Below are 25,519 nucleotides of genomic sequence, written 5' to 3'. Positions count from 1 at the left end.
CGTGCTCACCCGCCGATCGCCCGTCCCGCCGGGCGACACCCCAAGAGGGAGTGTCGTACCTCCGTGCGACACTCGTTTTCATGCTCGGTGTCATTGATCTCCCCACCTATCTCGCAGGCCTCGTCCTGATCGTCCTGCTCCCCGGTCCGAACTCCCTCTATGTGCTGTCGGTCGCCGCCCGCCGGGGTGTGCGCGCCGGGTACACCGCCGCCGCCGGCGTCTGGTGCGGGGACGCCGTGCTGATGACCCTCTCCGCGGCAGGAGTCGCCTCGCTGTTGCAGGCGAACGCCGTGCTGTTCGGGATCGTGAAGTACGCCGGTGCCGGGTATCTGACGTGGCTGGCGGTCGGGATGCTGCGGGCCGCGTGGGGGATGTGGCGGACCCGGCGGGAGCGGGTCGCGGAGGCCGTGGAGTCCGAGGCGGCCGCCGAGGAGCGGCCCTACCGGCGCGCCTTCGTGATCAGCCTGTTCAACCCGAAGGCGATCCTGTTCTTCGTCGCCTTCTTCGTGCAGTTCGTGGACCCGGGGTATGCCTACCCGGCCCTCTCCTTCGTCGTCCTCGGCGCCTTCGCCCAGCTCGCGAGCTTCCTGTACCTGACCGCGCTGATATTCAGCGGTACGAAGCTGGCGGCGGCCTTCCGCAGGCGCAAGCGCCTCTCCGCGGGGGCCACGACCGCCGCGGGCGCCCTCTTCCTCGGCTTCGCCGTGAAGCTCACGCTCGCGAGCGCCGCCTAGCCGGGCAGGGTGTCGCGGAGGCCGACGCCCGTCGCGTACTCCGTCAGCCCCTCCGCCGTCCCGCCCGCCCAGCCGACGTAACCGTCCGGTCGCAGGAGGAAGACCCCGCTCCCGTACGCCTCCCGCGAGGGAATCCGCAGTGTGCGGACGGCGGGGAGCGACGGCAGGCTCTCGTCCGCGCCCGGGTCCGTGCCGACCGTCAGCAGCGTCCAGTGCGGCCCCCGGAACGTGTCGAAGAGGCGTACGCCGTCGTGGGCGCCGTCGGGTGCGCGATCGCCCGCCTGGAGCGCGGCCTCCGGCAGGCCCGCACGGGTCTCCACCGCGAGTGAGGAACCCCGGTAGCCGAGGCCGAGCTGCCGCGTGGCCGCGCCGCGGCGGGCCTCGCCCCGGTGGACCCGGGTGGAGAGGCCGAGCATGTCCGCGGCGACGGGCAGCCGCTCCTCCTCGTAGGAGTCGAGAAGGGACTCGGGAGCCCCGTCGCGCAGCACCGCGCCGAGCTTCCAGCCGAGGTTGTACGCGTCCTGGACGCTGGTGTTGAGGCCCTGGCCCCCGGCGGGGGAGTGGACGTGCGCCGCGTCCCCGGCGAGGAACACCCGCCCGGAGCGGAAGCGGTCCGCCAGCGCGGCCCGTGGCCGGAAGTCCGAGGCCCAGCGCACCTCCGTCACGGCGTCGGGGGACAGGTGCGAGCGGGCGGCGACAGTCTTGCGGATGCCGTCGAGGGAGAGGTCGACGTCCGTACCCTCCGCGAACTGGGCCGCGACCTGGAAGTCCGCCGTCCCCGCCAGTGGGCAGATCGCGAGGAAGCCCTCGCCGTCGGACGGCGGGAAGACATGCCAGTTGTCGCGGTCGAGCCCGGTGATCCGGACGTCCGCCACCAGCATCGGGTTCGGGGCCATGGTCATATCGGCCTCCCCGGTCATACCGATCCCGAGCGCGCGGCGCACCGCCGAGCGGCCCCCGTCGGCGGCGACGGCGTACCGGGCGCGGACGGGTGCGCCGGAGGCGAATTCCACGGTCACACCGTCCTCGTCCTGCGTGAGACCGACGACCTCCCGCCCGAACCCGACCCGCCCCCCGAGCTCCGTCAGCCGCGCGAACAGGATCTGCTGCGTACGCCACTGCGGCACCATCCACGGCTGCGCGTACGGCGAGTCGTCGCCGGCCTCGGCCGGGTCGAACATCTGGTGCTCACCGACCCGCTCGCCGTTCTGCCAGATCATGCCGACCGGGTAGTCGCCGCCCGCCGCGCGGATCGCGTCCAGCACCCCGAGGTCGTCGAAGACCTCCATCGTGCGCGGCTGGATCCCCTTGCCGCGCGACCCGGGGAACAGCCTGTCGGCCCGCTCCACGACGAGCGCGGCCACCCCGCGCCGGGCCAGGTCGATGCCGAGGGCGAGGCCGGTCGGGCCCGCGCCGACGATCAGGACGTCCGTGTCCACTGCCATCACTCAATCTCCTTAACGCTGTTAAGTGTCGTCGCTCATGAGCGTGCCCTTAACGCTGTTAAGCTGTCAAGCGTGAGTACGGAACGACGAGCGCCCCTCGACCGCAAACGGGTCGCGGACACCGCCCTGAAGCTGCTGAACGAGGTCGGCCTGGAGGGCCTGACCCTGCGCGCCATCGCCAAGGAGCTGGACGTCAAGGCACCGGCTCTGTACTGGCACTTCAAGGACAAGCAGGCGCTGCTCGACGAGATGGCGACGGAGATGTACCGGCGGATGGCCGCGGACGGGGAGCCCGCCCTCGACACCACCTGGCAGGAACGGCTCCTGACGTCCGGCCGCGGACTGCGCACCGCGCTGCTGAGCTACCGCGACGGCGCCAGGGTCTTCAGCGGCTCACGCTTCACCGGCACCCTGCACGCCGTCGAGATGGAGCGGACCCTGCGCCTCTTCACGGAGGCCGGCTTCACCCTCACCCAGGCGGTCCGCGCGACCACGACCGCCTTCATGTACACGCTGGGCTTCGTCACCGAGGAACAAAGCGTCGAGCCGCTCCCGGGCGAGCGCCGGGACGGCTACGACATGGAAGAACGCGCCCGCCTGATGGCCGACTTCCCCCTGTCGGCCGCGGCGGGCGCGGAGATCTTCGAGGACTACGAACGGCACTTCGAAGAGGGGCTGGCGCTGGTGATCGCGGGGATCGAGACGCGGTACGAGGTCAGTTGACCGAAGAGTCCCGGTGGCGGTGCCGCGGGAGCCCGCAGTGGAATAAGCCAATGAACCCAGATCGATGCCGGGTGCAATATGCGAATTGGAGTGGTGGAATTTAGCAGTCCGGGATCGGCATGAGCCGGCATCCGGGATTCTCGGAAACCTTGGCAGAGATGTCGTACCTGTTCGGCCGACCGCTCCCGTTTCCGGGTGGGTGTTGGCCACCCGGAAACGGTTGGATGCGGTTCAGCAGTGGTCGGTGGACGTCCCGTACCAGCCGCCCCACGTATTGGTCGCGTAGTCGTCATAATTGCAGTAGTAGTTTCCGGCCTCCGTCACGACCTTGACGGCCTTGCCGGCAGAGTTCTCGAAGTAGCCGATGAAGTGCAAGGCTCTGCCGTTGCCCGGCATCTCCTTCCAGCTACCCGCGCCCGACCACGTGTGCCAAATGGTTCCTGAGGGTGCCACACCGAAGCATTCGGACGGCCCGTATTGCCAGGCGACATAGTCCGCGCCGTATGCGTTGAGGTTCCCTGCGTAGCCAAAACAGGTGGCGGACGCCGCGGCTGCGGGCGTCGTGGACACTCCCACCGCGCCCGCAGCTGCCAGTGACACGGCGGCGACAGCGGCCGATAGACGGAAACGAGACTTCACGAGCTCTCCTCTGTTCGGCAATGCTGACTTGTTCCGGATCACACGCTATGGAGGCGTAGGGGCATCTCACAAGCGCGGGTTTCGGCTATCTGTGATAGATGGAGTGAATCCCTCCACGTACGGAAAGGTGTGGAAGAGTTCAGATCCACGTCACTCTTTCGACCCAAGCGCAGCGCGCAATGCGGACAATGGCAAGAAGCCGGGATCATCGCATGCGAGAAAACAGCGTCGGATCATAGTCCGCCCGGTTTGGGAATAACAGGCAAGAGAAAACTGTCCCCGGCCGAGAAAGTGTGCTCACTGCGGGCCCTCGCCCGTGAGCGTTGAGCGTCCGGGGCGTTTGCGGTCGATAAGTGAGGAGAGGCGCGGGTGCCTGCGCCGCGTTGTGGAGCGCGACGTCCGCACCGTCTAGCCCTGGCGGCTCGGGACGGGCCCACGGTTCAGCGCCGCACGCAGCCGCGGCGCCAGCCGCTCCTCCACGTACCGGTTCAGCAGCCAGGCCAGCAGCAGCATCGTCGCTACCGTCAGCAGGAACGTGCCGTACGACGGGATGCCCAGGGTCTGGTGGTAGGCCTTTATGGCGACCCAGCCCAGGTGTTCGTGGACCAGGTAGAAGGGGTACGTAAGGGCCCCCGCGACCGACAGCCAGCGCCAGTTGGCCCAGTTCAGCCAGCCGAGCGCGATGGCCGCCACCGCCAGATAGCCGAACGTGACGACCAGGATGATGCCGAACGACGTGCGGTAGGAGAAGAAGTCCGGGTTCGGGGCGTGCCACAGCTTCACCACGGCGTAGTGCTGGCCGATCAGCCAGCTCACGCCCACGATGCCCCAGGCGTACGCGTCCCGCCGGTTGCGGTGGACGAGGTAGAGGCCGACGCCGCCGACGAAGTACGAGGAGTACTCCGGCATCAGGACGATGTTCAGCAGTGGCTCGTTCGCGGCCTGCGCGATGGCCGCCGCCAGGGTCCAGCCCGCGCAGAAGAGGATCACCCGCTGCCGGCTGGCGCCCGGCAGGACGATGCACAGGGCGAAGAGGGCGTAGAAGCGGACCTCCGCCCAGAGGGTCCAGCAGACGCCCAGCACCCGGTCCACGCCGAGGGGTTGCTGCAGCATCGTCAGGTTCACCAGCGCGTCGCTCGGCGCGACCGCCTTGTACGCGACCACGGGCAGCGCGAAGACCGCCGTCACGATGATCACCGCCGCCCAGTAGGCGGGCAGGAGGCGTGACGCGCGGGAGGCGAAGAACGAGCGCAGGGGCCTGCCCCAGCCGCTCATGCAGATCACGAAGCCGCTGATCACGAAGAAGACCTGGACACCCAGGCAGCCGTACGCGAAGTACGAGTGCAGCAGCGGGAACTGGTGCCTCGCCGAACTGCCCCACGCCTGCGCGACCTCGCCGTCCCGCCCGCCGTAGTGGTACGCGGCGACCATCAGCGCGGCGATGAGCCGCAGCCCGTCGAGCGCACGCAGACGTGGCGCGTGCGCCCGGGGGATTATCCGGGCCGGGACGCCGGCGGCATCGCCGGCCGGTGCGAGCCGCGCTTCCGCCGAGGTGGAAGCGGAAGCTGAGGCGGTCATCCGAGTGCCGCCCGCTTCAACGACCGTGCGCGGCGCGCCACTCGGCGGACCGTCGCGTTGCGCGGGATGAAGGCGAGCTGCGAGGGGACCGCGCCGGGCAGCGCCAGCGAGGTGAGGCGGCGACGCTTGAAGTACCGCCAGGTGCGCTGGTTCAGATGGTGCGTCAGATAGTCCTCGGCGGCCTTGCGCAGGTCCGGGTAGATCTTCGGCTGCATGGCGAACCCAACGGCGCGTACGAGTCGGGTGAGGGCCGCAACATCCAGACCGTGCCGCTGCTCGGTGACCGCCGCCTCGTCCGTCAGCTCGGGCAGCAGGGCGTCCACGATCGTCACGGGGATGCGGTTGCTGTTCTCGTACGGCGTGAGACGGTCGAGGAGCGACCCAGTGCCGATGCGGGCGACCGGCAGGCCGTACAGCGCGGACGCCGTGAGCAGCGCGGTGGAGAAGCAGCCGACGACCAGGGCGGGGCGCATCCGCTGGTAGAGCACCTCGGCGAGGACCGGGGTGTCGAGCACCGTGAGGTCGGCGCCGAGCTTCTCGGCCTCCTTCTCCAGCAGGCGCGACCAGCGGGCCGGGGCCGAGGGGTGCGGCTTGAACACCACGCGGGTGTGGCCGAGCGCGAGGGCGCCCTTCAGCATCCGTACGTGGAGGTTCTCCTCCTCCTCGGCGGTGAGGATGTCCAGCGCGGAGAGGTACTGGCCGAGGAGGAGTGCCGGTTCGTCGATGGCGGGCAACGTGTCGCCGGTGTCCACGAGTTCGGCGAGCACCTTCACGAACGCGTCCGTCGGCACGATCTCCGGCTCGACGTCGAACTCCGTGAGGAGCAGGGGCCTCAGGCCCGGGACCAGGTCCAGGTGGAGCAGGCGGGTCACCCGGGTGCCGACCAGCGGGTCGATCTTGTTGCGGGTGGGGCCGTAGCTCATCAGGCCGTCCGCGTAGACGGTGACGGGCGCGCCGGTGAAGATCTGCGCGACGCCGAGCGCAGGGTTCACCTGGATCGACTCGACGGCCAGCTCGATGTCGTCGTCGCCCAGGTTCCAGGCGAGCCGCAGATGCCGCTCCCACAGGGGCACGTCGTCGAGCCGCGGGGCCCAACCGCCGGGGTGGAAGGGCGAGATGGTCTCGTTCCAGGAGATCACGTCGTCGAAGCGGCCGCGCAGCTGCTCGAAGCCGGGCATCTCGTCCACGCCGGACGTCGTCTCGGGTGTCGCCGCGTTGTTGGAGACGAGCAGGATGCGCCGGTCGGCCGGCGCGAAACACTCGGTGTCCAGGGCGGCGGCGAGCGTGGCCGTTCCGTACAGCGTGGACGCCAGGAAGATCTGGGTGGTCACGCGGCCACCCCCGTGGCGGCGGGACGGCGGCGCAGCCGGCGCAGCCGGGTGGCGCGCTGGATGTCCATCGAGTCGAGGGCGTCGTCGAGCACGTCCTGCGGCATACGCCGCAGGGCGACGGCGCTCATGGACTTGAGTTTCCGTGCCACCGCTGGCTCGAACCTTTCGATGGATCCCAGGTGATGGGAAATAATCGCGCAATATGTGCGCACGGCTTTGGGCAGGAGTTTTTCCGCGTCACGATCCTCGGCGGTTTCCGCCACGACCTGATCGAACGCGCGAATGAAATCGAGCTGGCGTACGTCGCCGATCTGGGTGAGAGAGGAGGCCACGCCACGCCGGTAGAACACGCCGAGCAGCCCCACCGTGGCGAAGGATTCCGCCTCCCGGTGCAGTTTCCAGATCCACGGCCGGTCCTCGGCCGTACGCAGTCCGTGGGTGAAGTGCAGCAGTCCGCGGTCGACCAGCCGGCGGTGGTAGATGCCCGCCCAGGCGTAGGCGTAGTCGACGGAGGTGGACCGGTCGGCGGGCAGGATCGCGTCGCGCGGATTCATCACCACACCCCGCCGGCCCTGCGGAACACGGTGGATGGTGCGGGCGCGGGCGGTGCACTGGACATGGTCCGTACGGACGAAGTCGCAGCCCAAGTCCTCGATGGAGGCCAGGAGTTGCTCGTAATAGCCGGGGGCGAGCCAGTCGTCCCCGTCGAGGAACGTGAGGTAGTCGCCGCGTGCCGCGTCGATGCCCGTGTTGCGCGCGGTCGCCAGTCCTCCGTTCTTCTCATGTCTGACATACACCGCGCCCGGGAGCTCGCGCTCCGCGCGCGCGAGGATGTCCGGTGTCTCGTCGCGCGAACAGTCGTCGACGAGAATGAATTCGAAGTCCGCCCGCGCGTTCGCACGCAGGCTCTTCAGAGTGTCGGGCGCGTATTGCTGCACGTTGTAGAACGGCACGATGACGGAGAGCTTGACCACCCATGTGACGTTAGGCGGCGGCCCGGCATTCGTCTTGACCGGCGGCTTGATGCCAGGTGAACGGCGCGTGGCGAAGCTGTGAACCAGGCTTTTTTCCTGTGCCTAAGCGGCCCGATTCGCCATTCGTCGATGTGCTGTTAACCCTTTGTTGCATTCAGGTTGGGCCGCAACTCCACATCGCTTTCTAGCGTCTTGGACGTGCCAGCAAGTACCACGAAGTTCCTGCGGGTCGCCGTCCTGGCGGACTCCGATACCCGGTGGAAATGGGGCTCGCTCACCGCGAACCGTATTTCTCCTACTGAATCGGACATCCACCTCGACGGATACCTCCTGCGCGGCCGTGCCACCCCCACCGCCCGCCAGCTCGAAGAAGTCGGCGTCCGCGCGGATTCCCTCCGCGAGGTCACCGCCGTCGAATTCCTGCGCGACATGGCGGAGGAGCAGTACGACGTCCTGGTCCTCGCCCTCGTCGGCGGCGCCGTCCAGGCGATGCTGCACGGGCTGGCCCGCGCCTGGGACGGGCGGACGAAGCGGCCCGTGGTCGTCACCGGCTATGTCGGCGTCGTCTACGAGAAGCTCGCCGACGGGCTGCTGCTGCGGCACGGCGCGGACCTCGTCCTCGCCAACTCCCGCCAGGACGCGGACCGTTTCCGGGCCGTGTACGAGGGGGTCGGCGCCGACGCCGAGTCGGTGACCGAGGTCGCGCTGCCCTTCCTGGGCGGCACGGCGTACCCGGCCGGGGGGCACGACCCGTACACGGTCGTCTTCGCCGCCCAGCCCTCCGTACCGGAGAGCCGCAAGGACCGCACGTATCTGCTGAACCGGCTGATCCAGCACGCACGGCTGCACCCGGACCGCGAGGTCCTGCTGAAGCTGCGCTCCAAGCCGGGCGAACACACCACGCACATCGAGGAGCTGCCCTACCAGAAGCTGGTGCAGAAGGCCGACCCGCCCGCCAACTTCCGCCTGGTGTACGGGCACATGGGCGAGGTCCTCGACCGCACCGACCTGCTGGTCACCATCAGCTCCACGGCGGCCCTGGAGTCCCTGCACCGCCGTATCCCCACCGTCGTCCTGAGCGACCTCGGGGTGCGTGAGGCGCTCGGCAACCACCACTTCGTGGGCTCCGGCTGCCTCGCCTCCTGGGACCAGCTCGACGACGGGTACCGGCCGGTGTCCGACGCGGCGTGGGTGGCCCGGCAGGGCGTCGCCGCCGACGGGTCGTACGAGACGGCCTTCGACGTGGCGCGGTTCCGCATCAGCGAACTGCTGGAAGCGCCCGGACTCCCGGCCCTCGCCCCCTACTACACGCCCGTCACCGCGCCCGGCTATCTGCCCGGCATCCTCGCCCGCCACCACCTCGGCCCGGACGGCAGCCCGCTGCCCGGCGCGCCCGCGGCGGACAAGGAGCCCAGCCCCGTACGGCAGATCGTGCGCCGGGCGGCCCGCGGCGCCTACCGCCACGGCGTCCAGCGCGTGGCGCCGGTGATCCGGCGGATGGGAGAGCTGTGAGCGCCGCCGCCCAGGGACCCGGCGGTCCCCACATCCCCGGCACCCCCCGCCCCCCACGCCTTTCTCGCCTTCCTCGTCAAGGAGAACAGCGCATGACCAACCCGGAAGCGGGCCAAGCGGCGCCGGTGCGCCGCGTGCTCGCGGTGATCCCCGCGCGCGGCGGCTCCAAGGGCGTGCCCGCGAAGAACCTCCTCCCCGTCGGCGGTGTGCCGCTGGTGGCCCGCGCGGTGCGCGAGTGCCGCGCCACCCGGCTCGTCACGGACGTCGTGGTCTCCACGGACGACCAGGCGATCGCCGCCGCCGCCCGCGAGGCCGGCGCCGAGGTCGTGCTGCGGCCCGCCGCCATCGCCGGCGACACCGCCACCTCCGAGGCCGCCGTCCTGCACGCCATGGACGCCCACGAGGCGCTGCACGGCTCCCCGGTCGACGTGGTCCTGCTCGTCCAGTGCACCAGCCCGTTCATCGTCCGCGAGGACATCGACGGGGTCGCGGGCGCGGTCGTGGAGAACGGCGCGGACACCGCGCTGACGGTGGCCCCGTTCCACGGCTTCATCTGGCGGGACGCGGACGACGACCCGGCGGTCGTCGACACCGCGCGCACCGCCGAGGTCGGGGGCTCCACCAAGGTCGCCAACTCCACCGCCACGGACGGCGGTTACGGCGTAAACCACGACAAGTCGTTCCGCCCGCGCCGCCAGGACCGCCCCCAGGACCTCCTGGAGACCGGCGCCGCCTACGCCATGGACGCGGCGGGCCTGCGCGAGCACCGGCACCGCTTCTTCGGGCGTACGGAACTGGTGCGCACCGACCCGGCCCGCGTGCTGGAGATCGACGACCCGCACGACCTCGCCCGTGCCCGCGCCCTCGCGCCGCTCTTCGACGCGAACCGGCCCGGCACCCTCCCGACCGCCGAAGACATCGACGCGGTCGTCCTCGACTTCGACGGCACCCAGACCGACGACAGGGTGCTGATCGACTCCGACGGACGGGAGTTCGTCTCCGTGCACCGCGGAGACGGACTCGGTATCGCCGCCCTCCGCAAGAGCGGGCTGACGATGCTGATCCTGTCCTCGGAACAGAACCCGGTGGTCGCCGCCCGGGCCCGGAAGCTCAAGCTCCCGGTCCTGCACGGCATCGACCGCAAGGACCTCGCACTGAAGCAGTGGTGCGAGGAGCAGGGCATCGCGCCTGAGCGCGTGCTCTACGTCGGCAACGACGTCAACGACCTCCCGTGCTTCGCCCTCGTGGGCTGGCCCGTGGCGGTCGCGAGCGCCCACGACGTCGTGCGCGGCGCCGCACGCGCGGTCACCACCGTCCCCGGTGGCGACGGCGCGATCCGAGAGATCGCCAGCTGGATCCTCGGCCCTTCTCTCGACTCCCTCGACAAGTAAGGAACTTCCCCGCCATGAGCACCAACTCCCGTCTGCGCACCTTCGGTTCGAAGACCGCCGGCCCGGGCCACCCCGTCTACGTCGTCGGCGAGATCGGCATCAACCACAACGGCGAGCTCGAGAACGCCTTCAAGCTGATCGACGCCGCCGCCGAGGCCGGCTGCGACGCCGTCAAGTTCCAGAAGCGCACCCCGGAGATCTGCACCCCGCGCGACCAGTGGGACATCGAGCGCGACACCCCCTGGGGCCGCATGACCTACATCGACTACCGCCACCGTGTGGAGTTCGGTGAGGACGAGTACCGCCAGATCGACGAGTACTCCAAGGAGAAGGGCATCGACTGGTTCGCCTCCCCGTGGGACACCGAGGCCGTCGCCTTCCTGGAGAAGTTCGACGTCCCGGCCCACAAGGTCGCGTCCGCGTCCCTCACGGACGACGAGCTCCTGCGCTCGCTCCGCGCCACCGGCCGCACGGTCATCCTCTCCACCGGTATGTCGACCCCGAAGCAGATCCGCCACGCGGTCGAGGTCCTCGGCTCGGACAACATCCTGCTCTGCCACGCCACCTCGACGTACCCGGCGAAGGCGGACGAGCTGAACCTCCGCGTCATCAACACCCTCCAGGCCGAGTACCCGAACGTTCCGATCGGCTACTCCGGCCACGAGACGGGCCTGCAGACCACGCTCGCCGCGGTCGCCCTCGGCGCCACCTTCGTCGAGCGTCACATCACCCTCGACCGCGCCATGTGGGGCTCCGACCAGGCCGCCTCGGTCGAGCCGCAGGGCCTGACCCGCCTGGTCCGCGACATCCGCACCATCGAGGCCTCCCTCGGTGACGGCGTCAAGAAGGTCTACGAGTCCGAGCTCGGCCCCATGAAGAAGCTGCGCCGCGTCACGGGCGTCGTCGCCGAGGCGGAGATCGCCGCGGCCGCGGGCGAGCCGGTCGCGGTCTGAACGCCCTGAATTCCTTACGACGGGACGGTCGTACGTCGATGAGCCCCCGCGCCGGTTCCGCCGGCTCCCACACTCTCGCCTTCGTCGAGAGTCCGGTACAGCTGCTCAACGTGCTGGAGTGGGCGCACACCCACGCCCACAGTGCGACGGCGCCCGGCGCGGGGCCCTCCGGGGCCGCCGATCCGGCGTCCGGCGCGGGGTCCTCGGGGACGGCCGATCCGGCGTCCGGCGCGGGGTTCACCCTCGTCGTCCTCTCGCCCAACGACCCGATGACCCGCGGCCAGCTGCGCCGTATGGCGGAACTGGCCCGCGACGAGGGTCACCAGGTCCGCTGGGAGGAGGCGCGCGGCGGCACCACGGCCCCCTTCCACACCATCGGGGGACTGGCCCCGCTGCTGCGCAAGGCCCGGCGCATCGTCATGGGGGACCCGTTCTCCCGCTACGTACAGCTCCTGCTGACGATCACCAAGGCCCAGGACCTGGTCGTCGTCGACGACGGCACGGCGACGATGGAGTTCGTCGCCCAGCTCGCCCGCGGTGAGCGCCTGGTGCGCTGGCACCGGCGCGGTGGCCGCCCCGGTGCGCGCGACGTGCTCTTCGCGCCGGTCTCGGCCTCGGCCCGCCGCCGTCTCACCCCGACCGGCCGCCGCAGCGTCGAGGTCTTCTCCTCCATGCCGATCGACTCGGCCCCGGACGGCGTCCGCATCACCGCCAACGACTTCTCCTGGACCCGCGCCCGCTTCGGCCCGCCCCGCATCACCAAGGGCGCGGACCTGGTCGGCACCTCGCTCGTCGAGACGGGCGTGGTCGACCCGGACCGCTACCTGGCGGCGGTCAAGAGCCTCGCGGGGGCGCACGGCGCGACCCGCTACTTCGCCCACCGCCGCGAGAGCGCCGACAAGCTGCACCGGCTGGCCGCCGAGACGGGCCTCGAAATCGTCCGCCCCGACCTGCCCCTGGAACTGATCGCCCGCCGCGGCCCCATCGGCCGTACGATCCTGAGCTTCCCCTCGACGGTCGTCCACACCCTCCCGCTGGCCCTGGTCGGCACCGAGGTCCGCGTCGCCGTCTGCGACATCGACCCGACCTGGCTGACCGAAAACGCCTCTCCGCGGGCCCAGGGGTTCCTGTCGGGGGTCACGGGAACGGCGCGGGACGTGACCCGGCTGTCGGCGGTCACGGCGGTGTAGGCGGTCACATCTTCGGCACCCCCGAGGACCAGCGCACCGCGGACTATGTGGCGGGCCGCTTCGGCTGAGCGCCGGGCTCGTCCGCCGTACGCCAGGTGAAGCCCGCGAAGCCGCCGGCGTCGGCCGGCGCGGGGTTCCCGGCCGGCGCCGCGCCGGGCGGGACCTCACCCGGCAGGATCCCGGGTCCGGCGGGCGCGCGGCGGCGCAGCAGCCACACCACCGTCCCCAGCGCCCAGCCCGCGAGGATCATCACCACGAGACCGCCGACGACCAGGAAGGCCGTCCCGATCAGGCCGAACCTCGCCAGCATCCAGGGAATCTGGTCCTCACCGCATCCGCATGCCTCCATGGCCGAAGAGTGCCCGTCCACCGGCCGCCGACCACGGTCCGTGTCGAAACAGCCGCATGGCGGTGATGGTTCCGGAATCCAGCGGGTGTGCTGTGAGACCGTGGACATGGAGTAGTACATGGAGCGCGGGAATGGGCTCGGGCACGCCGGGCGTTCACCGTGCTGATCCGTGGGCGATCCCCGGCGGACCGATTCAAGATCCAATCGCCCGGAAAGACGGGCGAGTTTACCCATCCCCGCAGATACCTATGCGCCGCGCGGCCATATTTTCTTCCCCTAACGGGCTGAACTTTTGTTGATCGTGGGTCAGTTGGCCGCCCCGTCGCCCTACCCTTCAGAGGGTGAACCAACTGATGTCCCGAGAGTCCGAGGCCGATCTCCCCGGGGAGCCGTCGCTCCCCGGCGCGCTGCCCGAGGCACTGCGCGCCGAACTCGTGGCGTTCCGTCGTGACTTGCACATGCACCCGGAGCTGGGCAACCAGGAGTTCCGCACCACGGCGGCGCTCAAGGCGCGCCTGGAGCAGGCGGGCCTGAAGCCGCACGTCCTGGACACCGGGACCGGCCTCATCTGTGACATCGGCGACCGGAACGGCGCAGGGCCCATGCTCGCGCTGCGCGCCGACATCGACGCGCTGCCCATTCCGGACACGAAGACCGAGTGCGCCTACCGGTCGACCGTGCCCGATCGCGCCCACGCCTGTGGCCACGACATCCACACCACGGTCGTCCTCGGCGCCGGGCTCGTCCTCGCCGAGCTGCACCGCGAGGGGCAGCTGAAGCGTCCCGTACGGCTGATCTTCCAGCCGGCGGAGGAGGTGCTGCCCGGCGGCGCCCCCGACGCGATCGAGTCGGGTGTCCTCGACGGTGTCGGGCGGATCGTCGGCGTGCACTGCGACCCGAAGGTGGACGCGGGGCGCATCGGTCTGCGGCACGGCGCCATCACCTCGGCGTGCGACCGGCTCGAAGTCTCGCTCGACGGCGCGGGCGGTCACACCGCGCGCCCCCACCTCACCACCGACCTCGTCACCGCCGCCGCGCGCGTCGTCACCGACGTACCGGCGCTGGTCGCCCGGCGTGTCGACGCCCGCAGCGGCCTCGCGGTCACCTGGGGACGGATCGAGTCGGGGCACGCCTGCAATGTCATCCCGCAGCACGCCGAGCTGTCCGGGACCGTACGCTGCCTGGACCTCGACGCCTGGCGGGCCGCACCGGACCTGGTGCACGCGGCGATCGACGAGATCGCGAATCTCTACCGCGCGAAGTCCGAGATCAACTACATCCGGGGCGTCCCGCCGGTCGTCAACGACCCGGCCGTCACGGACCTCCTCCGCGACGCCATGACCGCCCGGCGCGGCGCGCACTCCATCGAGGACACCGAACAGAGCCTCGGCGGCGAGGACTTCTCCTGGTATCTGGAGCATGTGCCCGGCGCGATGGCCCGCCTCGGTGTGCGCACACCGGGCGACCGCACCACCCGTGACCTGCACCGGGGTGACTTCGACGCGGACGAGTACGCCATCACGGTGGGGGTCGAGATGTTCACGGCGGCGGCTCTGCTGGACGCGGCGGGCTGAGCGGCCGTACGCCACGTCGGATGCGTGAGGTGGCCGGGAGGATACCGATCGGTGGCTTGATTGATGCCCCGATTGGTACCTCTTCGTCCACTTGCGTCACTGGTCCGTAACCGGTGGCGCGCAAACGTAACCCGGCGGCGGCACGGTTCGATAACGGCCCGGAGAAACCCCGTTCCCCTCCCCGTCTACGCGCGTTACTGTGCGCCGAAATCGCTGCGGTGACGGCGAATTGGGGATGCGGTCCGGTGACGGTGCCGTGGGGATGAAGGGTGCTTGTTGTGCGTCTGATCTCTCGGAGGACCAGGTTCTCCCAAGTCGCGGTGACCGCAGCGGTCGTCGCTCTCGCCGCGGCCGGTTGCGGCACCAGCAAGGACAGTGGAGGTTCCACCTCCTCCGACAGCTCCGGCAAGTACACGGGCAAGGGCATCGGCCTCGCGTACGACATCGGCGGCAAGGGCGACCAGTCCTTCAACGACGCCGCGTACGCCGGTTTCCAGAAGGCTGAGACGGAGTTCAAGATCGGCGGCCGTGACATCGAGCCGCAGGACGGCGAGTCCAACGCCGACAAGGTGCAGCGCCTGGAGCAGCTCGCCAAGGCGGGCTACAACCCGGTGATCGGTGTCGGCTTCGTCTACGCGCCGGCCGTCAAGGAGGTTGCGGCGAAGTACCCGAAGGTCACCTTCGGCATCATCGACGACGAGCAGGACAAGGCGTCGAACGTCGCCGACATGGTCTTCCACGAGGAGCAGGCCTCCTACCTGGCGGGTGTCGCTGCGGCCAAGACGACGAAGAAGGACCACATCGGCTTCATCGGCGGTGTGAACATCCCGCTGATCCACAAGTTCGAGGCGGGCTTCGTCCAGGGTGCCAAGTCGGTCAACCCGAAGATCCAGATCGAGAAGCAGTACCTGACCGAGACGGCTCAGGAGGGTGGCTTCTCCAGCCCCGACAAGGGCAAGGACGCGGCGGCCGGTCAGATCGAGGCCGGCGCCGACGTTCTCTACCACGCGGCCGGTCTCTCCGGCCAGGGCGTGATCTCCGAGGCTGCGGGCAAGAAGGTCTGGGCGATCGGTGTCGACTCCGACCAGTACTCGCAGTCGGCGCTCGCCAAGTACAAGGACTACATCCTCGGTTCGGCGCTGAAGAACGTCGGTGGCGCGGTCTACGACCTCGTGAAGTCCGTGTACGAGGGCAAGCCGAAGACCGGTGTGGTCCGCGGCGGTCTCGCCAACGACGGTGTCGGCTTCGCGGACACCAACCCGAAGTACAAGGCCATGACCGACGTCGTCGCCGCGGTCGACAAGGCCAAGCAGGACATCATCGACGGCAAGATCACCGTCAACACCAAGTGACCAACACCAGGTGACCAAGAGCAAGTGACCACCTGAGCACCAGCCACACGGCCGCGGGAGTGAAGCCAGAGCTTCACTCCCGCGGCCGCGTGCGCCCGCCCCCGGGTCAAGGCGCGAGGGGGGCGAGCACCTGGTTGTGGGTGTGCTGGTAGATCACGGAGGTACGGAATCCGACGACTTCGCGGCGCTCGGTGAACTTGTCCATGAGGAAGCCGTGGAGGTAGTCCACGCTGGGCACGGAGACGTGCACGATCATGTCGTCGCCGCCGGTGACGACGTAGACCGTGCTGACCTCGGGCAGGCCGGCGGCATAGGTCTTGAACGCCTCGATGACCGCCCGGCTGAGGGGGCGGATCTGGAAGTGGATGAGCGCCTGGACATGGCGGTTCAGGGCGGCCGGGTCGACCGCGGCGTGATAGCCGGTGATGACCCCGCGGGCGCGCAGCGCGCGGATGCGTTCGAGGCAGGTCGACGGGGCGATGCCGAGGGTGCGGGCGAGGTCGCGGTTGGTCTGCCGCGCATCGCGCTGCAGATGCCGGACGATCGCCGAATCAAGTTCGTCCATGCGGCGAGTATGGTCCGCGCACCGAATTGAATTCGGCAAGTGGCCGCGAGCTTCGCCGAACCGGCTAGCTTCGCGTCATGACAGCCGCACTTGAGCAAGCTCTGTCCCGCAACATCCCGAATCCCTCACACGAGTTGGTGCAGGTCGTACGCGGTCGCCGCAGCGGCCTGGCGATCACTGTCGCGATCCACTCGACCGCTCTGGGCCCGGCAGCCGGCGGGTGCCGGATCGCTCACTACGCCGACCCGGCCGCCGCGATCGCGGACGCGCTGCGGCTCGCGGCGGCGATGACCGAGAAGAACGCGCTGGCCGGCCTGGAACACGGCGGCGCGAAGACCGTCGTCGCCCTCCCGACCGCCGCCCGGCCGGCTGGTGCGGAGCGTACGGCGCTGCTCCACGACCTCGGCGACGCGATCGAATCGCTCGGCGGCCGCTACATCGCCGGCCCGGACGTGGGAAGCGGCCCGGCCGACATGTCCGTGATCGCCGGACGCACCACGCATGTCTGCTGCCGGCCCGTCGAGGACGGCGGCAGCGGCGACTCCTCCCTCCACACCGCGCGCGGCACGCTCGCGGCCCTGGGCGCGGTGGCCGACGAGGCCTTCGGCTCACCGGAGCTCGCCGGCCGGACGTTCGGGGTGATCGGCCTCGGTGCGGTGGGCGCCCACGTGGCCCGGCTGCTGGACCGGGCCGGCGCGCGGCTCGTCGTGACCGACGTCGACCCGGCCACACGGGGCCTGGCCGAGGAGCTGGGCGCGACCTGGGTGGATCCGGACGACGCCCTCGCGACGGAGGTCGACATCCTCGTGCCGGCCGCGCTCGGCGGCCTGCTGACCGCCCGCACGGTGCCGCTGCTGCGGTGCGCCGCCGTCGCCGGCCCCGCCAACAACCAACTCGACGAACCGGCCACCGCCCGCCTCCTCGCGGCACGAGGCGTCCTCTGGGCGCCGGATGTGGTCGTCAGCTCCGGAGGAGTCATCCACGCCACCGGCGTCGAACTGCGCCAGGAATCCGAGGAGCGGCTGACCGAGCGCATCCACGGCATCGCGGCCACGCTCCGGCAGGTCTTCCACAAGGCCCGGACCCACCGGATCACTCCCGCGCTCGCGGCCGGGCAGCTCGCCGAGCAACGGGTTCGCAGGGCCGTCCCGGCCAGGGCGTCGTGAATGGCCGTCCCTACGTTGTGCGTCGCGAAAGTCCACCGATCAGCCCGGAGGTGCCATGCCCCTGAAGATGACGTTGCGCGCGATCACGCTCGACTGCCCTGATCCGCCGGCTCTGGCCGCGTTCTATCAGCAAGCCACCGGCCTCGAACCCCACCCGGAATCCGACGCCGAGTTCGCCGGTCTCACCTGTGAGGACGGGCTCTTCATCGGCTTTCAACGGGTCGATGACTACCAGGCTCCGCGCTGGCCCGATCAGACCGTTCCCCAGCAGTTCCACCTCGACTTCGCGGTCGACGACCTGGACGAGGCCGAGTCCCTGCTACTGGCCCTGGGCGCGACCAAACCGGAGCATCAGCCGAACGAGACCAGATGGCGGGTCCTCACCGATCCGGCCGGACATCCCTTCTGCCTGGTCAGAGACTGACTGCTTTGTCCCCCAGAGCGGGCCAAGGGCCGCAGCCCCGACCCTCCAGGGGCGCGAGGAACGGCGCGCCCAGCCCCCACCCACCCGCAGCCAACAACCAACCCTCACCCACCCCCACCTCAGGGGCGCGAGGAACTGCGCGCCCAGCCCCCACTCACCCGCACTCGACGAACAACCAGGCGGAGCCCAGGTCGCAGCCCCAGGAACACCCCCCTTGCCTCCCGCAAGCCCCCGCCCACTGTCCGTACGCTGTGGGCAGTCTGTGGCCACAGCTCGATAACGGACCGGACAGAAGGGGTGTTCCGTCAGGTCTACGCGCGTTACGCTGCGGCGGAACCAGCGCCTGGTTTGGGCGCTTGCACAAAGGAGTCACGTTCCATGCGCCGGGTGTCCCGAATCGCGGTTGCGGGCGTTGCAACCGCATCCCTCGCTGTTGCCCTCTCCGCCTGTGGCGGCTCGTCCACCGATGCCTCGACCTCGTCGAGCGGCAGCGGTGCCAAGGGCATCGGCCTCGCCTACGACATCGGCGGCAAGGGCGACCAGTCCTTCAACGACGCCGCCTTCGCGGGTATCGAGAAGGCCGACACGGAGTTCAAGTACACCAGCCGTGACATCGAGCCGCAGGACGGCGAGTCGAACGCGGACAAGGTGCAGCGCCTGGAGAACCTCGCCAAGGCGGGCTACAACCCGGTGATCGGCGTCGGCTACGTGTACGCGCCGGCCGTCAAGGAGGTCGCGGCCAAGTACCCGAAGATCACCTTCGGCGTCATCGACGACGAGCAGGACAAGGCGTCGAACGTCGCCGACATGGTCTTCCACGAGGAGCAGGCCTCCTACCTGGCGGGCGTGGCCGCGGCCAAGGCCACCAAGAAGGACCACATCGGCTTCATCGGCGGCGTGAACATCCCGCTGATCCACAAGTTCGAGGCCGGTTACGTCCAGGGTGCCAAGTCGGTCAACCCGAAGATCCAGATCGAGAAGCAGTACCTGACCGAGACGGCTCAGGAGGGTGGCTTCTCCAGCCCGGACAAGGGCAAGGACGCTGCCGAGGGTCAGATCGAGAAGGGCGCCGACGTCGTCTACGCCGCCGCCGGCCTCTCCGGCCAGGGCGTCATCCAGACGGCCGCCGAGCACAAGATCTGGGCGATCGGTGTCGACTCCGACCAGTACAAGCAGGACGCGCTGGCCAAGTACAAGGACTACATCCTGACCTCGGCCACCAAGGACGTCGCCGGCGCGGTCTACAACCTCGCCAAGTCCGTGAAGGACGGCAAGCCCGAGACCGGTGTGGTCCGCGCGAGCCTCGCCACCGGCGGTGTCGGCCTGGCCGACTCGAACCCGGTCTTCAAGAACAACGCCGACCTCCAGGCCGCGCTGAAGAAGGCCGAGGCGGGCATCAAGGACGGCTCCATCACGGTCAAGACCTCCTGAACGAGGCCTTGACTCCGGCCAGGGTCAGGGGGATGTCACCAGGCGCGGCACCCAGTGCATCACCAGGTGATAACCAGACGTCGAAACCATGGCCAAGGGCAACGCTGTAATGGCAGCGTTACGGCCACGGAACGGGGTGTGGGGAGGATGACTCCCCGCGCCCCGTTCGCGCGGCAGAATGCTCGGATCGGATCGAGTCGGATCAGGCTCGGCCAGTCCGAGCACTATTTAAAGCAGGGGCGCTACGCGCGTAGATAGGCCCCTTTTCCAAGGAGAGTGCGCCATCGACGCGTCCAGCAGCCCTCCGCTCACCGCGCAGTCGACCGCGGTCGAGCTGGCGGGGATCACCAAGCGTTTCCCCGGTGTGGTGGCCAACCACGACATCCACCTCAGTGTCCGGAAAGGCACCGTCCACGCCCTCGTCGGCGAGAACGGTGCGGGCAAGTCGACGCTGATGAAGATCCTCTACGGCATGCAGAAGCCGGACGAGGGCACGATCGTCATCGAAGGCGAGCAGGTCACCTTCTCCTCGCCCGGCGACGCCATCGTGCGCGGCATCGGCATGGTCCACCAGCACTTCATGCTCGCGGACAACCTCACGGTGCTGGAGAACGTGGTGCTCGGCAGCGAGAAGCTGCACGGCATCGGTGGCGGCGCCCGGAAGAAGATCAAGGAGATCTCCGACCGGTACGGGCTGAACGTCCGCCCGGACGTCCTGGTCGAGAACCTCGGTGTCGCCGAGCGTCAGCGCGTGGAGATCCTCAAGGTCCTCTTCCGCGGCGCCCGCACCCTGATCCTGGACGAGCCCACCGCCGTACTCGTACCGCAAGAGGTCGACGCACTCTTCGACAACCTGCGCGAGCTCAAGTCCGAGGGCCTCGCCGTCATCTTCATCTCGCACAAGCTGGGCGAGGTCCTGTCGGTCGCCGACGAGATCACGGTCATCCGGCGCGGTACGACGGTGGGTACGGCCGTCCCCTCCAAGACCACCCCGCGTCAGCTCGCCGAGATGATGGTCGGCAGCGAACTGCCCACCCCGGAGACCGCCGAGTCGACGGTCACGGACAAGCCCGTCATCCAGGTCGAGGCCCTCACCGTCTACGCGAGCGGCGGCGCCTCCCTCGGAGAGGTCGGCGAGCCGACGGCCACCGGTCTGCTCACGGAGGCCACGGCCGAGACCGCCGCCACCGTGAAGCGCGTCCTCGACGACGTCACCTTCACCATCCACGCGGGCGAGGTCATGGGCATCGCCGGCGTCGAGGGCAACGGCCAGACCGAACTCATCGACGCGCTGATCGGTCTCAAGCACGCCGACTCCGGCGCCATCTCCTTCCTCGGCGAGGAGATCACCGGCTGGGCCACCCGCAAGCGCCGCGAGCAGGGCATCGGCTACATCCCCGAGGACCGCCACCGGCACGGCCTGCTGCTGGAAGCCCCGCTCTGGGAGAACCGCATGCTCGGTCACGTCACCGAGAAGCCCAACGCGAAGGGCGTCTGGCTCGACATCAAGGGCGCCCAGGAGGACACGCGCCGGATCGTCGAGGAGTACGACGTCCGTACGCCCGGCATCGACGTCACCGCCGCCTCCCTGTCCGGCGGCAACCAGCAGAAGCTGATCGTCGGCCGCGAGATGAGCCACAACCCGAAGTTCCTGATCGCCGCCCACCCCACCCGCGGTGTGGACGTCGGCGCGCAGGCCGCGATCTGGGACCAGATCCGCGAGGCCCGCCGCGAAGGCCTGGCCGTTCTGCTGATCTCGGCCGACCTGGACGAGCTGATCGGCCTGTCGGACACCCTCCGGGTGATCTACAACGGCAGGCTCGTGGCGGACGCCGACCCGGCGACCATCACCCCGGAGGAACTCGGCTCGGCCATGACCGGCGCCGCCTCCGGACACCTGGAGCACGTAGCGGAAAGCGCCGCCCCGGAGGACGAGGCCCGATGAAGAAGTTCGACAAGGAGCGGGTGCTCCTCGCGGTGGCCGGCCCGGTCATCGCCCTCGTCGCGGCGATCGCACTGACCTCGGTCGTGCTGCTCGCCTCGGGCAAGAACCCGTTCGAGCCGTACGCCCTGATGCTTCAGCAGGCGACGTACTCCGACGTCCAGGTGCTGATCGTCAACCAGGCGTCGATGTACTACATCGCCGCACTCGGCGTGGCCATCGGCTTCCGCATGAACCTGTTCAACATCGGCGTCGACGGCCAGTACCGCCTCGGCGCGATGATGACCGCGGTGGTCGGCGCGCACCTCGCGCTGCCGTCCTTCCTGCAGATCCCCGTGCTGATGCTCGTCGCGATGCTCACCGGTGCCTTCTGGGCCGGTATCGCGGGCGTCCTGAAGGTCACCCGCGGTGTGAGCGAGGTCGTCTCGACGATCATGCTCAACGCGATCGCCACCAGCCTCATCGGCTACCTCACCGCCGAGAACATCTGGGGCCAGCAGGTCGGCAACAACAACACGACCGGCATCATGAAGAAGTCCGGCTGGTTCCCCGGCATCAACCTCGGCGCGGACGTCGGCGAGCTCTACGGCATGGTCTTCATCGCGATCCTCGCGGGAGTCCTGTTCTGGATCGCCCTCAACCGCACCCGCTTCGGCTTCGACCTGCGCGCCACCGGCGCCTCCGAGTCCGCCGCCGCGGCCTCCGGTGTCGACGCCAAGCGCATGGTGCTCACCGCGATGCTGATCTCCGGCGCGGTCGCGGGCTTCTCGGGCCTGCCGCTGCTCCTGGGCGACGCGCACACCTACAGCCTGAGCTTCCCGGCCGGCCTCGGCTTCGTCGCCATCGGCATCGCGCTGCTGGGCCGCAACAACCCGGGCGGCATCGCGCTCGCCGCCCTCCTGTGGGCCTTCCTCGACAAGGCGTCTCCCGCCCTCGACTACGCGACCCCGGTGGCGTACGACAAGGAGATCGCCACGATCATGCAGGGCCTGATCGTCTTCGCGGTCGTCATCTCGTACGAGGCCGTACGCGTCTGGGGCCTGCGCCGACAGCAGAAGCGGGTCGGTGAGGAACTGGCCGCGGCCGCCGCCAACAACAACTCCACGAAGGAGGTGGCTGCCCGATGAGCACCGCGACCGTCGCCAAGCCGCAGGCGCAGCAGCCCGGCAAGGGCAGCCGCCGATTCTCGCTCCCGGTACTCCTGCTGATCATCGCGGGCGTACTGATCCTGACGTCGATCGTCCGCCTGATCACCGGCGCCGACGGCATCACCTCCACCGGACAGATGTCCACGGCGCTGCGTCTCGCGGTGCCGATCGGCCTCGCGGGCCTCGGCGGTCTGTGGTCCGAGCGCGCGGGCGTCGTCAACATCGGCCTTGAGGGCATGATGATCCTCGGCACCTGGTTCGGTGCCTGGGCGGGCTACCAGTGGGGCCCGTGGACCGGTGTCGCCTTCGGCATCATCGGCGGTGCCCTGGGCGCCGTCCTGCACGCCATCGCCACCGTGACCTTCAACGTCAACCACATCGTCTCCGGTGTGGCCATCAACATCCTGGCGCTCGGCACCACCCGCTACCTCTCCAAGTTCACCTTCGAGAACGCGCCGCAGGGCTCCTCCAAGCAGTCCCCGCCGATCGACTCGCTCGGCACCTTCGACATCCCGGGGCTGTCCAGCTGGCTGGACACGCTCAACCAGAAGCACTGGTTCCTGGTCTCGGACATCGCGGGTCTGCTCGGCGGACTGGTCACCGACCTGTCGCCGCTCACCGTCGTCGCGGTGGCCCTGGTCCCCGCCACCTGGTGGGTGCTGTGGCGCACGTCCTTCGGCCTGCGCCTGCGCTCCTGCGGTGAGAACCCGGTGGCCGCCGAGTCCCTCGGCGTGAACGTCTACAAGTACAAGTACCTCGCCGTCATCATCTCGGGCGGCTTCGCCGGTCTCGGCGGCGCCTTCCTGTCGATCGTGGCGTCGAACGTGTACCTGGACGGCCAGACCGCGGGCCGCGGTTACATCGGTCTCGCCGCGATGATCTTCGGCAACTGGATGCCGGGCGGCCTCGCCCTCGGCGCGGGCCTGTTCGGCTACACCGACAGCCTCAACCTGCGCGGCGGCGCCACCAACGTGCACGCGCTGATCCTGCTGCTGGCGATCCTGCTGGTCTTCGGCGTGGCCTACCTGCTGTGGAAGAAGCGGACCGTCCCGGCGCTGATCACGGCCGCGGTCTCGGCGCTGATGTTCGTCTGGTACCTCACCACCGACGAGGTCCCCCAGCAGTTCGTGAGCGCCACGCCGTACGTCGTGACCCTGCTCGTCCTCTCGCTGTCCGCACAGCATCTGCGGATGCCGAAGGCCGACGGCCTGCCGTACCGGAAGGGACAGGGCAAGTGACGTCCGCCGGGGCGGTTTCCGCGACCGTCGACTGGGAGGCGCTGAGGGAGGTGGCGCGTGCGGCCATGTCCCGCGCGTACGCCCCGTACTCGAAGTACCCGGTCGGTGTCGCGGCCCTCGTCGACGACGGCCGGACCGTCTCCGGCTGCAACGTCGAGAACGCCTCGTACGGGCTCGGGCTGTGCGCCGAGTGCGGTCTGGTCTCCCAGCTGCAGAACACCGGGGGCGGCCGTCTGACGCACTTCACCTGCGTCGACGGACGGGGCGAGATCCTCGTTCCGTGCGGGCGCTGCCGCCAGCTGCTGTTCGAGTTCGGCGGCCCCGACCTGCTCCTGGAGACCCCGGCCGGAATCCTGCCGCTCTCCGAGATGCTGCCGCAGGCCTTCGGGCCGGACCATCTCACCAAGTAACGCCGTGCGGCCCCTCCTGATCGACCGATGTCAGGGAGGGGCCGCTCATCTTTCGGAAGGAAAGCCATGGCCATGGACGCTGTCTCCGTCATCCGCGCCAAGCGGGACCGCGCTGAACTCAGCGACGAGCAGATCGACTGGGTCATCGACGCGTACACCCGCGGCGAGGTCGCCGACTACCAGATGGCCGCCCTCAACATGGCGATCCTGCTCAACGGCATGAACCGCCGTGAGATCGCCCGCTGGACCGCCGCGATGATCGCCTCCGGCGAGCGCATGGACTTCTCGTCCCTGTCCCGCCCGACCGCCGACAAGCACTCCACGGGCGGCGTCGGCGACAAGATCACCCTCCCGCTGGCGCCCCTCGTGGCCGCCTGCGGCGCGGCGGTCCCGCAGCTGTCGGGCCGCGGCCTCGGCCACACCGGCGGCACGCTGGACAAGCTGGAGTCGATCCCCGGCTGGCGCGCGCTCCTGTCGAACGAGGAGATGCTGCACGTCCTCGACACCACGGGCGCGGTGATCTGCGCGGCGGGCGACGGCCTGGCCCCCGCGGACAAGAAGCTGTACGCGCTCCGCGACGTGACCGGCACGGTCGAGGCGATCCCGCTGATCGCCTCCTCCATCATGTCCAAGAAGATCGCCGAGGGCACGGGCTCGCTGGTCCTGGACGTGAAGGTCGGCTCCGGCGCCTTCATGAAGACCATCGAGGACGCCCGCGAACTGGCCTCCACGATGGTGGGCCTGGGCACGGACCACGGCGTGAAGACGGTCGCGCTGCTGACCGACATGTCGACCCCGCTGGGCCTGACGGCCGGCAACGCCCTCGAAGTGCGGGAGTCCGTCGAGGTACTGGCGGGCGGCGGCCCCTCCGACGTCGTCGACCTCACCATCGCCCTCGCGCGCGAGATGCTCGACGCCGCGGGCGTGAAGGACGCCGACCCGGCGAAGGCACTCGCCGACGGCTCCGCGATGGACGTGTGGCGCCGCATGATCGCCGCGCAGGGCGGCGACCCGGACGCCACGCTCCCCACCGCGCGCGAGCAGCACGTGGTGACGGCCTCTTCGTCGGGTGTCCTGACCCGCCTCGACGCGTACGACATCGGCATCGCCGCCTGGCGCCTCGGCGCCGGACGCGCCCGCAAGGAGGACCCGGTGCAGGCCGGAGCGGGCGTCGAACTGCACGCCAAGCCGGGCGACACGGTGACGGCGGGCCAGCCCCTCCTCACCCTCCACACGGACACCCCGGAGCGCTTCGAGTACGCCCTCCAGTCGGTCGAGGGTTCGTACGACATCGCGGCCGCGGGCACGGACTTCAAGGCGAGCCCGATCGTGCTGGACCGGATCGCCTGAGCCGTACGGACGCGTCATGACGCAGGACTGCGGCATGACGCATGACGCGTGACTTATGACAGGGACCGGCGCTTTCACGGCGCCGGTCCCTCGCGTTTTC

General features: G+C 69.7%; 23 protein-coding genes. 16 read left to right on the top strand and 7 right to left on the bottom strand.

All coding sequences use genetic code 11. The annotated features are described in order from the left end of the window. Positions 1-80 precede the first annotated feature (80 nt). Positions 81-734 carry a leucine efflux protein LeuE gene (leuE, locus tag OIC96_RS17835; RefSeq protein WP_330306875.1) on the top strand — a complete coding sequence of 218 codons (654 nt, stop codon included), beginning with the start codon at positions 81-83 and terminating at the stop codon, positions 732-734. Here leuE and OIC96_RS17830 read toward each other — a convergent pair. After that, on the bottom strand, positions 731-2,179 hold the full coding sequence (locus OIC96_RS17830) for an FAD-dependent oxidoreductase (protein WP_330306876.1): 1,449 nt from the start codon (positions 2,177-2,179) through the stop codon (positions 731-733). The two genes, leuE and OIC96_RS17830, sit on opposite strands and share 4 nt — an antisense overlap. A gap of 72 nt (positions 2,180-2,251) precedes the next feature. Between OIC96_RS17830 and OIC96_RS17825 the strand changes: the two genes are divergently transcribed. Further along, positions 2,252-2,902: a TetR/AcrR family transcriptional regulator C-terminal domain-containing protein gene (locus OIC96_RS17825; RefSeq protein WP_330306877.1), complete on the top strand. Its 651-nt coding sequence runs from the start codon at positions 2,252-2,254 to the stop codon at positions 2,900-2,902. 231 nt (positions 2,903-3,133) lie between these two features. Here the strand turns inward: OIC96_RS17825 and OIC96_RS17820 are convergent, their stop codons facing one another. The 4 genes from OIC96_RS17820 to OIC96_RS17805 form a co-directional block, all read right to left on the bottom strand. Continuing rightward, positions 3,134-3,541 (bottom strand): hypothetical protein, encoded by a 408-nt coding sequence (locus tag OIC96_RS17820; RefSeq protein WP_330306878.1) that lies wholly within the window; start codon positions 3,539-3,541, stop codon positions 3,134-3,136. A 408-nt stretch (positions 3,542-3,949) separates the two neighbouring features. Next, positions 3,950-5,119 (bottom strand): acyltransferase family protein, encoded by a 1,170-nt coding sequence (locus OIC96_RS17815; RefSeq protein WP_330306879.1) that lies wholly within the window; start codon positions 5,117-5,119, stop codon positions 3,950-3,952. Continuing rightward, entirely contained in the window at positions 5,116-6,450 is a 1,335-nt protein-coding gene (locus OIC96_RS17810) for an alpha-2,8-polysialyltransferase family protein (RefSeq protein ID WP_330306880.1), read from the bottom strand. The genes OIC96_RS17815 and OIC96_RS17810 overlap by 4 nt, the downstream gene beginning before the upstream one ends. After that, a complete protein-coding gene (locus OIC96_RS17805) occupies positions 6,447-7,424 on the bottom strand; it encodes a glycosyltransferase family 2 protein (RefSeq protein ID WP_330306881.1) in 978 nt (325 codons plus the stop codon). Before OIC96_RS17805 ends, OIC96_RS17810 begins: the two co-directional genes overlap by 4 nt. Positions 7,425-7,622: 198 nt before the next feature. On the opposite strand from OIC96_RS17805, the gene OIC96_RS17800 reads away from it, so the two are divergent. From OIC96_RS17800 to OIC96_RS17785, 4 genes are all read left to right on the top strand, one after another. Continuing rightward, positions 7,623-8,936: a DUF6716 putative glycosyltransferase gene (locus OIC96_RS17800; protein WP_330306882.1), complete on the top strand. Its 1,314-nt coding sequence runs from the start codon at positions 7,623-7,625 to the stop codon at positions 8,934-8,936. Between the two features lie 92 nt (positions 8,937-9,028). Then, on the top strand, positions 9,029-10,327 hold the full coding sequence (locus OIC96_RS17795) for an N-acylneuraminate cytidylyltransferase (protein WP_330306883.1): 1,299 nt from the start codon (positions 9,029-9,031) through the stop codon (positions 10,325-10,327). 14 nt (positions 10,328-10,341) lie between these two features. Continuing rightward, a complete protein-coding gene (locus tag OIC96_RS17790) occupies positions 10,342-11,280 on the top strand; it encodes an N-acetylneuraminate synthase family protein (RefSeq protein ID WP_330306884.1) in 939 nt (312 codons plus the stop codon). Between the two features lie 38 nt (positions 11,281-11,318). Then, complete coding sequence (locus tag OIC96_RS17785) at positions 11,319-12,470, top strand: hypothetical protein (RefSeq protein ID WP_330306885.1); 1,152 nt, start codon at positions 11,319-11,321, stop codon at positions 12,468-12,470. 43 nt (positions 12,471-12,513) lie between these two features. Here the strand turns inward: OIC96_RS17785 and OIC96_RS17780 are convergent, their stop codons facing one another. Then, positions 12,514-12,819, bottom strand: a complete 306-nt coding sequence (locus OIC96_RS17780; protein WP_330306886.1) for a hypothetical protein — start codon at positions 12,817-12,819, stop codon at positions 12,514-12,516. 353 nt (positions 12,820-13,172) lie between these two features. On the opposite strand from OIC96_RS17780, the gene OIC96_RS17775 reads away from it, so the two are divergent. Next, complete coding sequence (locus OIC96_RS17775) at positions 13,173-14,393, top strand: M20 family metallopeptidase (protein ID WP_330310267.1); 1,221 nt, start codon at positions 13,173-13,175, stop codon at positions 14,391-14,393. A 320-nt stretch (positions 14,394-14,713) separates the two neighbouring features. Beyond that, positions 14,714-15,745, top strand: coding sequence for a BMP family lipoprotein (locus OIC96_RS17770; protein ID WP_330306887.1), 1,032 nt, complete (start codon positions 14,714-14,716; stop codon positions 15,743-15,745). 106 nt (positions 15,746-15,851) lie between these two features. Here OIC96_RS17770 and OIC96_RS17765 read toward each other — a convergent pair whose 3' ends face one another. After that, entirely contained in the window at positions 15,852-16,310 is a 459-nt protein-coding gene (locus OIC96_RS17765) for an Lrp/AsnC family transcriptional regulator (RefSeq protein ID WP_330306888.1), read from the bottom strand. A 77-nt stretch (positions 16,311-16,387) separates the two neighbouring features. Here OIC96_RS17765 and OIC96_RS17760 point away from each other — a divergent pair, with 77 nt between their 5' ends. From OIC96_RS17760 to OIC96_RS17725, 8 genes are all read left to right on the top strand, one after another. Next, positions 16,388-17,476 carry a Glu/Leu/Phe/Val dehydrogenase family protein gene (locus OIC96_RS17760; RefSeq protein ID WP_330306889.1) on the top strand — a complete coding sequence of 363 codons (1,089 nt, stop codon included), beginning with the start codon at positions 16,388-16,390 and terminating at the stop codon, positions 17,474-17,476. Positions 17,477-17,531: 55 nt separating this feature from the next. Further along, on the top strand, positions 17,532-17,900 hold the full coding sequence (locus OIC96_RS17755; RefSeq protein ID WP_330306890.1) for a VOC family protein: 369 nt from the start codon (positions 17,532-17,534) through the stop codon (positions 17,898-17,900). Between the two features lie 378 nt (positions 17,901-18,278). Next, positions 18,279-19,331 (top strand): BMP family lipoprotein, encoded by a 1,053-nt coding sequence (locus OIC96_RS17750; protein WP_330306891.1) that lies wholly within the window; start codon positions 18,279-18,281, stop codon positions 19,329-19,331. Positions 19,332-19,614: 283 nt separating this feature from the next. Continuing rightward, positions 19,615-21,276 (top strand): ABC transporter ATP-binding protein, encoded by a 1,662-nt coding sequence (locus OIC96_RS17745; protein WP_330310268.1) that lies wholly within the window; start codon positions 19,615-19,617, stop codon positions 21,274-21,276. Next, a complete protein-coding gene (locus OIC96_RS17740) occupies positions 21,273-22,400 on the top strand; it encodes an ABC transporter permease (RefSeq protein ID WP_330306892.1) in 1,128 nt (375 codons plus the stop codon). Before OIC96_RS17745 ends, OIC96_RS17740 begins: the two co-directional genes overlap by 4 nt. Further along, a complete protein-coding gene (locus tag OIC96_RS17735) occupies positions 22,397-23,659 on the top strand; it encodes an ABC transporter permease (RefSeq protein ID WP_330306893.1) in 1,263 nt (420 codons plus the stop codon). The genes OIC96_RS17740 and OIC96_RS17735 overlap by 4 nt, the downstream gene beginning before the upstream one ends. Beyond that, complete coding sequence (locus OIC96_RS17730) at positions 23,656-24,069, top strand: cytidine deaminase (RefSeq protein WP_330306894.1); 414 nt, start codon at positions 23,656-23,658, stop codon at positions 24,067-24,069. Before OIC96_RS17735 ends, OIC96_RS17730 begins: the two co-directional genes overlap by 4 nt. A gap of 66 nt (positions 24,070-24,135) precedes the next feature. Further along, positions 24,136-25,419, top strand: a complete 1,284-nt coding sequence (locus tag OIC96_RS17725) for a thymidine phosphorylase (protein WP_330306895.1) — start codon at positions 24,136-24,138, stop codon at positions 25,417-25,419. The last annotated feature ends 100 nt before the right edge of the window (positions 25,420-25,519 follow it).

Source organism: Streptomyces sp. NBC_00775 (genome assembly GCF_036347135.1).
GTDB classification, from domain to species: domain Bacteria; phylum Actinomycetota; class Actinomycetes; order Streptomycetales; family Streptomycetaceae; genus Streptomyces; species Streptomyces lutosisoli.
The sequence above is the reverse complement of the archived record's forward strand: the minus strand, read 5'-3'. Positions and strand labels throughout refer to the sequence as shown.

What these genes read in the sequence shown, in the direction of transcription:
- leuE (WP_330306875.1), top strand. Translation starts at nt 81, where the DNA reads ATGCTCGGTGTCATTGATCTCCCCACCTATCTCGCAGGCCTCGTCCTG.
- OIC96_RS17830 (WP_330306876.1), bottom strand. Translation starts at nt 2,179, where the DNA reads ATGGCAGTGGACACGGACGTCCTGATCGTCGGCGCGGGCCCGACCGGC.
- OIC96_RS17815 (WP_330306879.1), bottom strand. Translation starts at nt 5,119, where the DNA reads ATGACCGCCTCAGCTTCCGCTTCCACCTCGGCGGAAGCGCGGCTCGCA.
- OIC96_RS17795 (WP_330306883.1), top strand. Translation starts at nt 9,029, where the DNA reads ATGACCAACCCGGAAGCGGGCCAAGCGGCGCCGGTGCGCCGCGTGCTC.
- OIC96_RS17790 (WP_330306884.1), top strand. Translation starts at nt 10,342, where the DNA reads ATGAGCACCAACTCCCGTCTGCGCACCTTCGGTTCGAAGACCGCCGGC.
- OIC96_RS17785 (WP_330306885.1), top strand. Translation starts at nt 11,319, where the DNA reads ATGAGCCCCCGCGCCGGTTCCGCCGGCTCCCACACTCTCGCCTTCGTC.
- OIC96_RS17780 (WP_330306886.1), bottom strand. Translation starts at nt 12,819, where the DNA reads ATGGAGGCATGCGGATGCGGTGAGGACCAGATTCCCTGGATGCTGGCG.
- OIC96_RS17775 (WP_330310267.1), top strand. Translation starts at nt 13,173, where the DNA reads ATGTCCCGAGAGTCCGAGGCCGATCTCCCCGGGGAGCCGTCGCTCCCC.
- OIC96_RS17765 (WP_330306888.1), bottom strand. Translation starts at nt 16,310, where the DNA reads ATGGACGAACTTGATTCGGCGATCGTCCGGCATCTGCAGCGCGATGCG.
- OIC96_RS17760 (WP_330306889.1), top strand. Translation starts at nt 16,388, where the DNA reads ATGACAGCCGCACTTGAGCAAGCTCTGTCCCGCAACATCCCGAATCCC.
- OIC96_RS17755 (WP_330306890.1), top strand. Translation starts at nt 17,532, where the DNA reads ATGCCCCTGAAGATGACGTTGCGCGCGATCACGCTCGACTGCCCTGAT.
- OIC96_RS17750 (WP_330306891.1), top strand. Translation starts at nt 18,279, where the DNA reads ATGCGCCGGGTGTCCCGAATCGCGGTTGCGGGCGTTGCAACCGCATCC.
- OIC96_RS17740 (WP_330306892.1), top strand. Translation starts at nt 21,273, where the DNA reads ATGAAGAAGTTCGACAAGGAGCGGGTGCTCCTCGCGGTGGCCGGCCCG.
- OIC96_RS17735 (WP_330306893.1), top strand. Translation starts at nt 22,397, where the DNA reads ATGAGCACCGCGACCGTCGCCAAGCCGCAGGCGCAGCAGCCCGGCAAG.
- OIC96_RS17725 (WP_330306895.1), top strand. Translation starts at nt 24,136, where the DNA reads ATGGCCATGGACGCTGTCTCCGTCATCCGCGCCAAGCGGGACCGCGCT.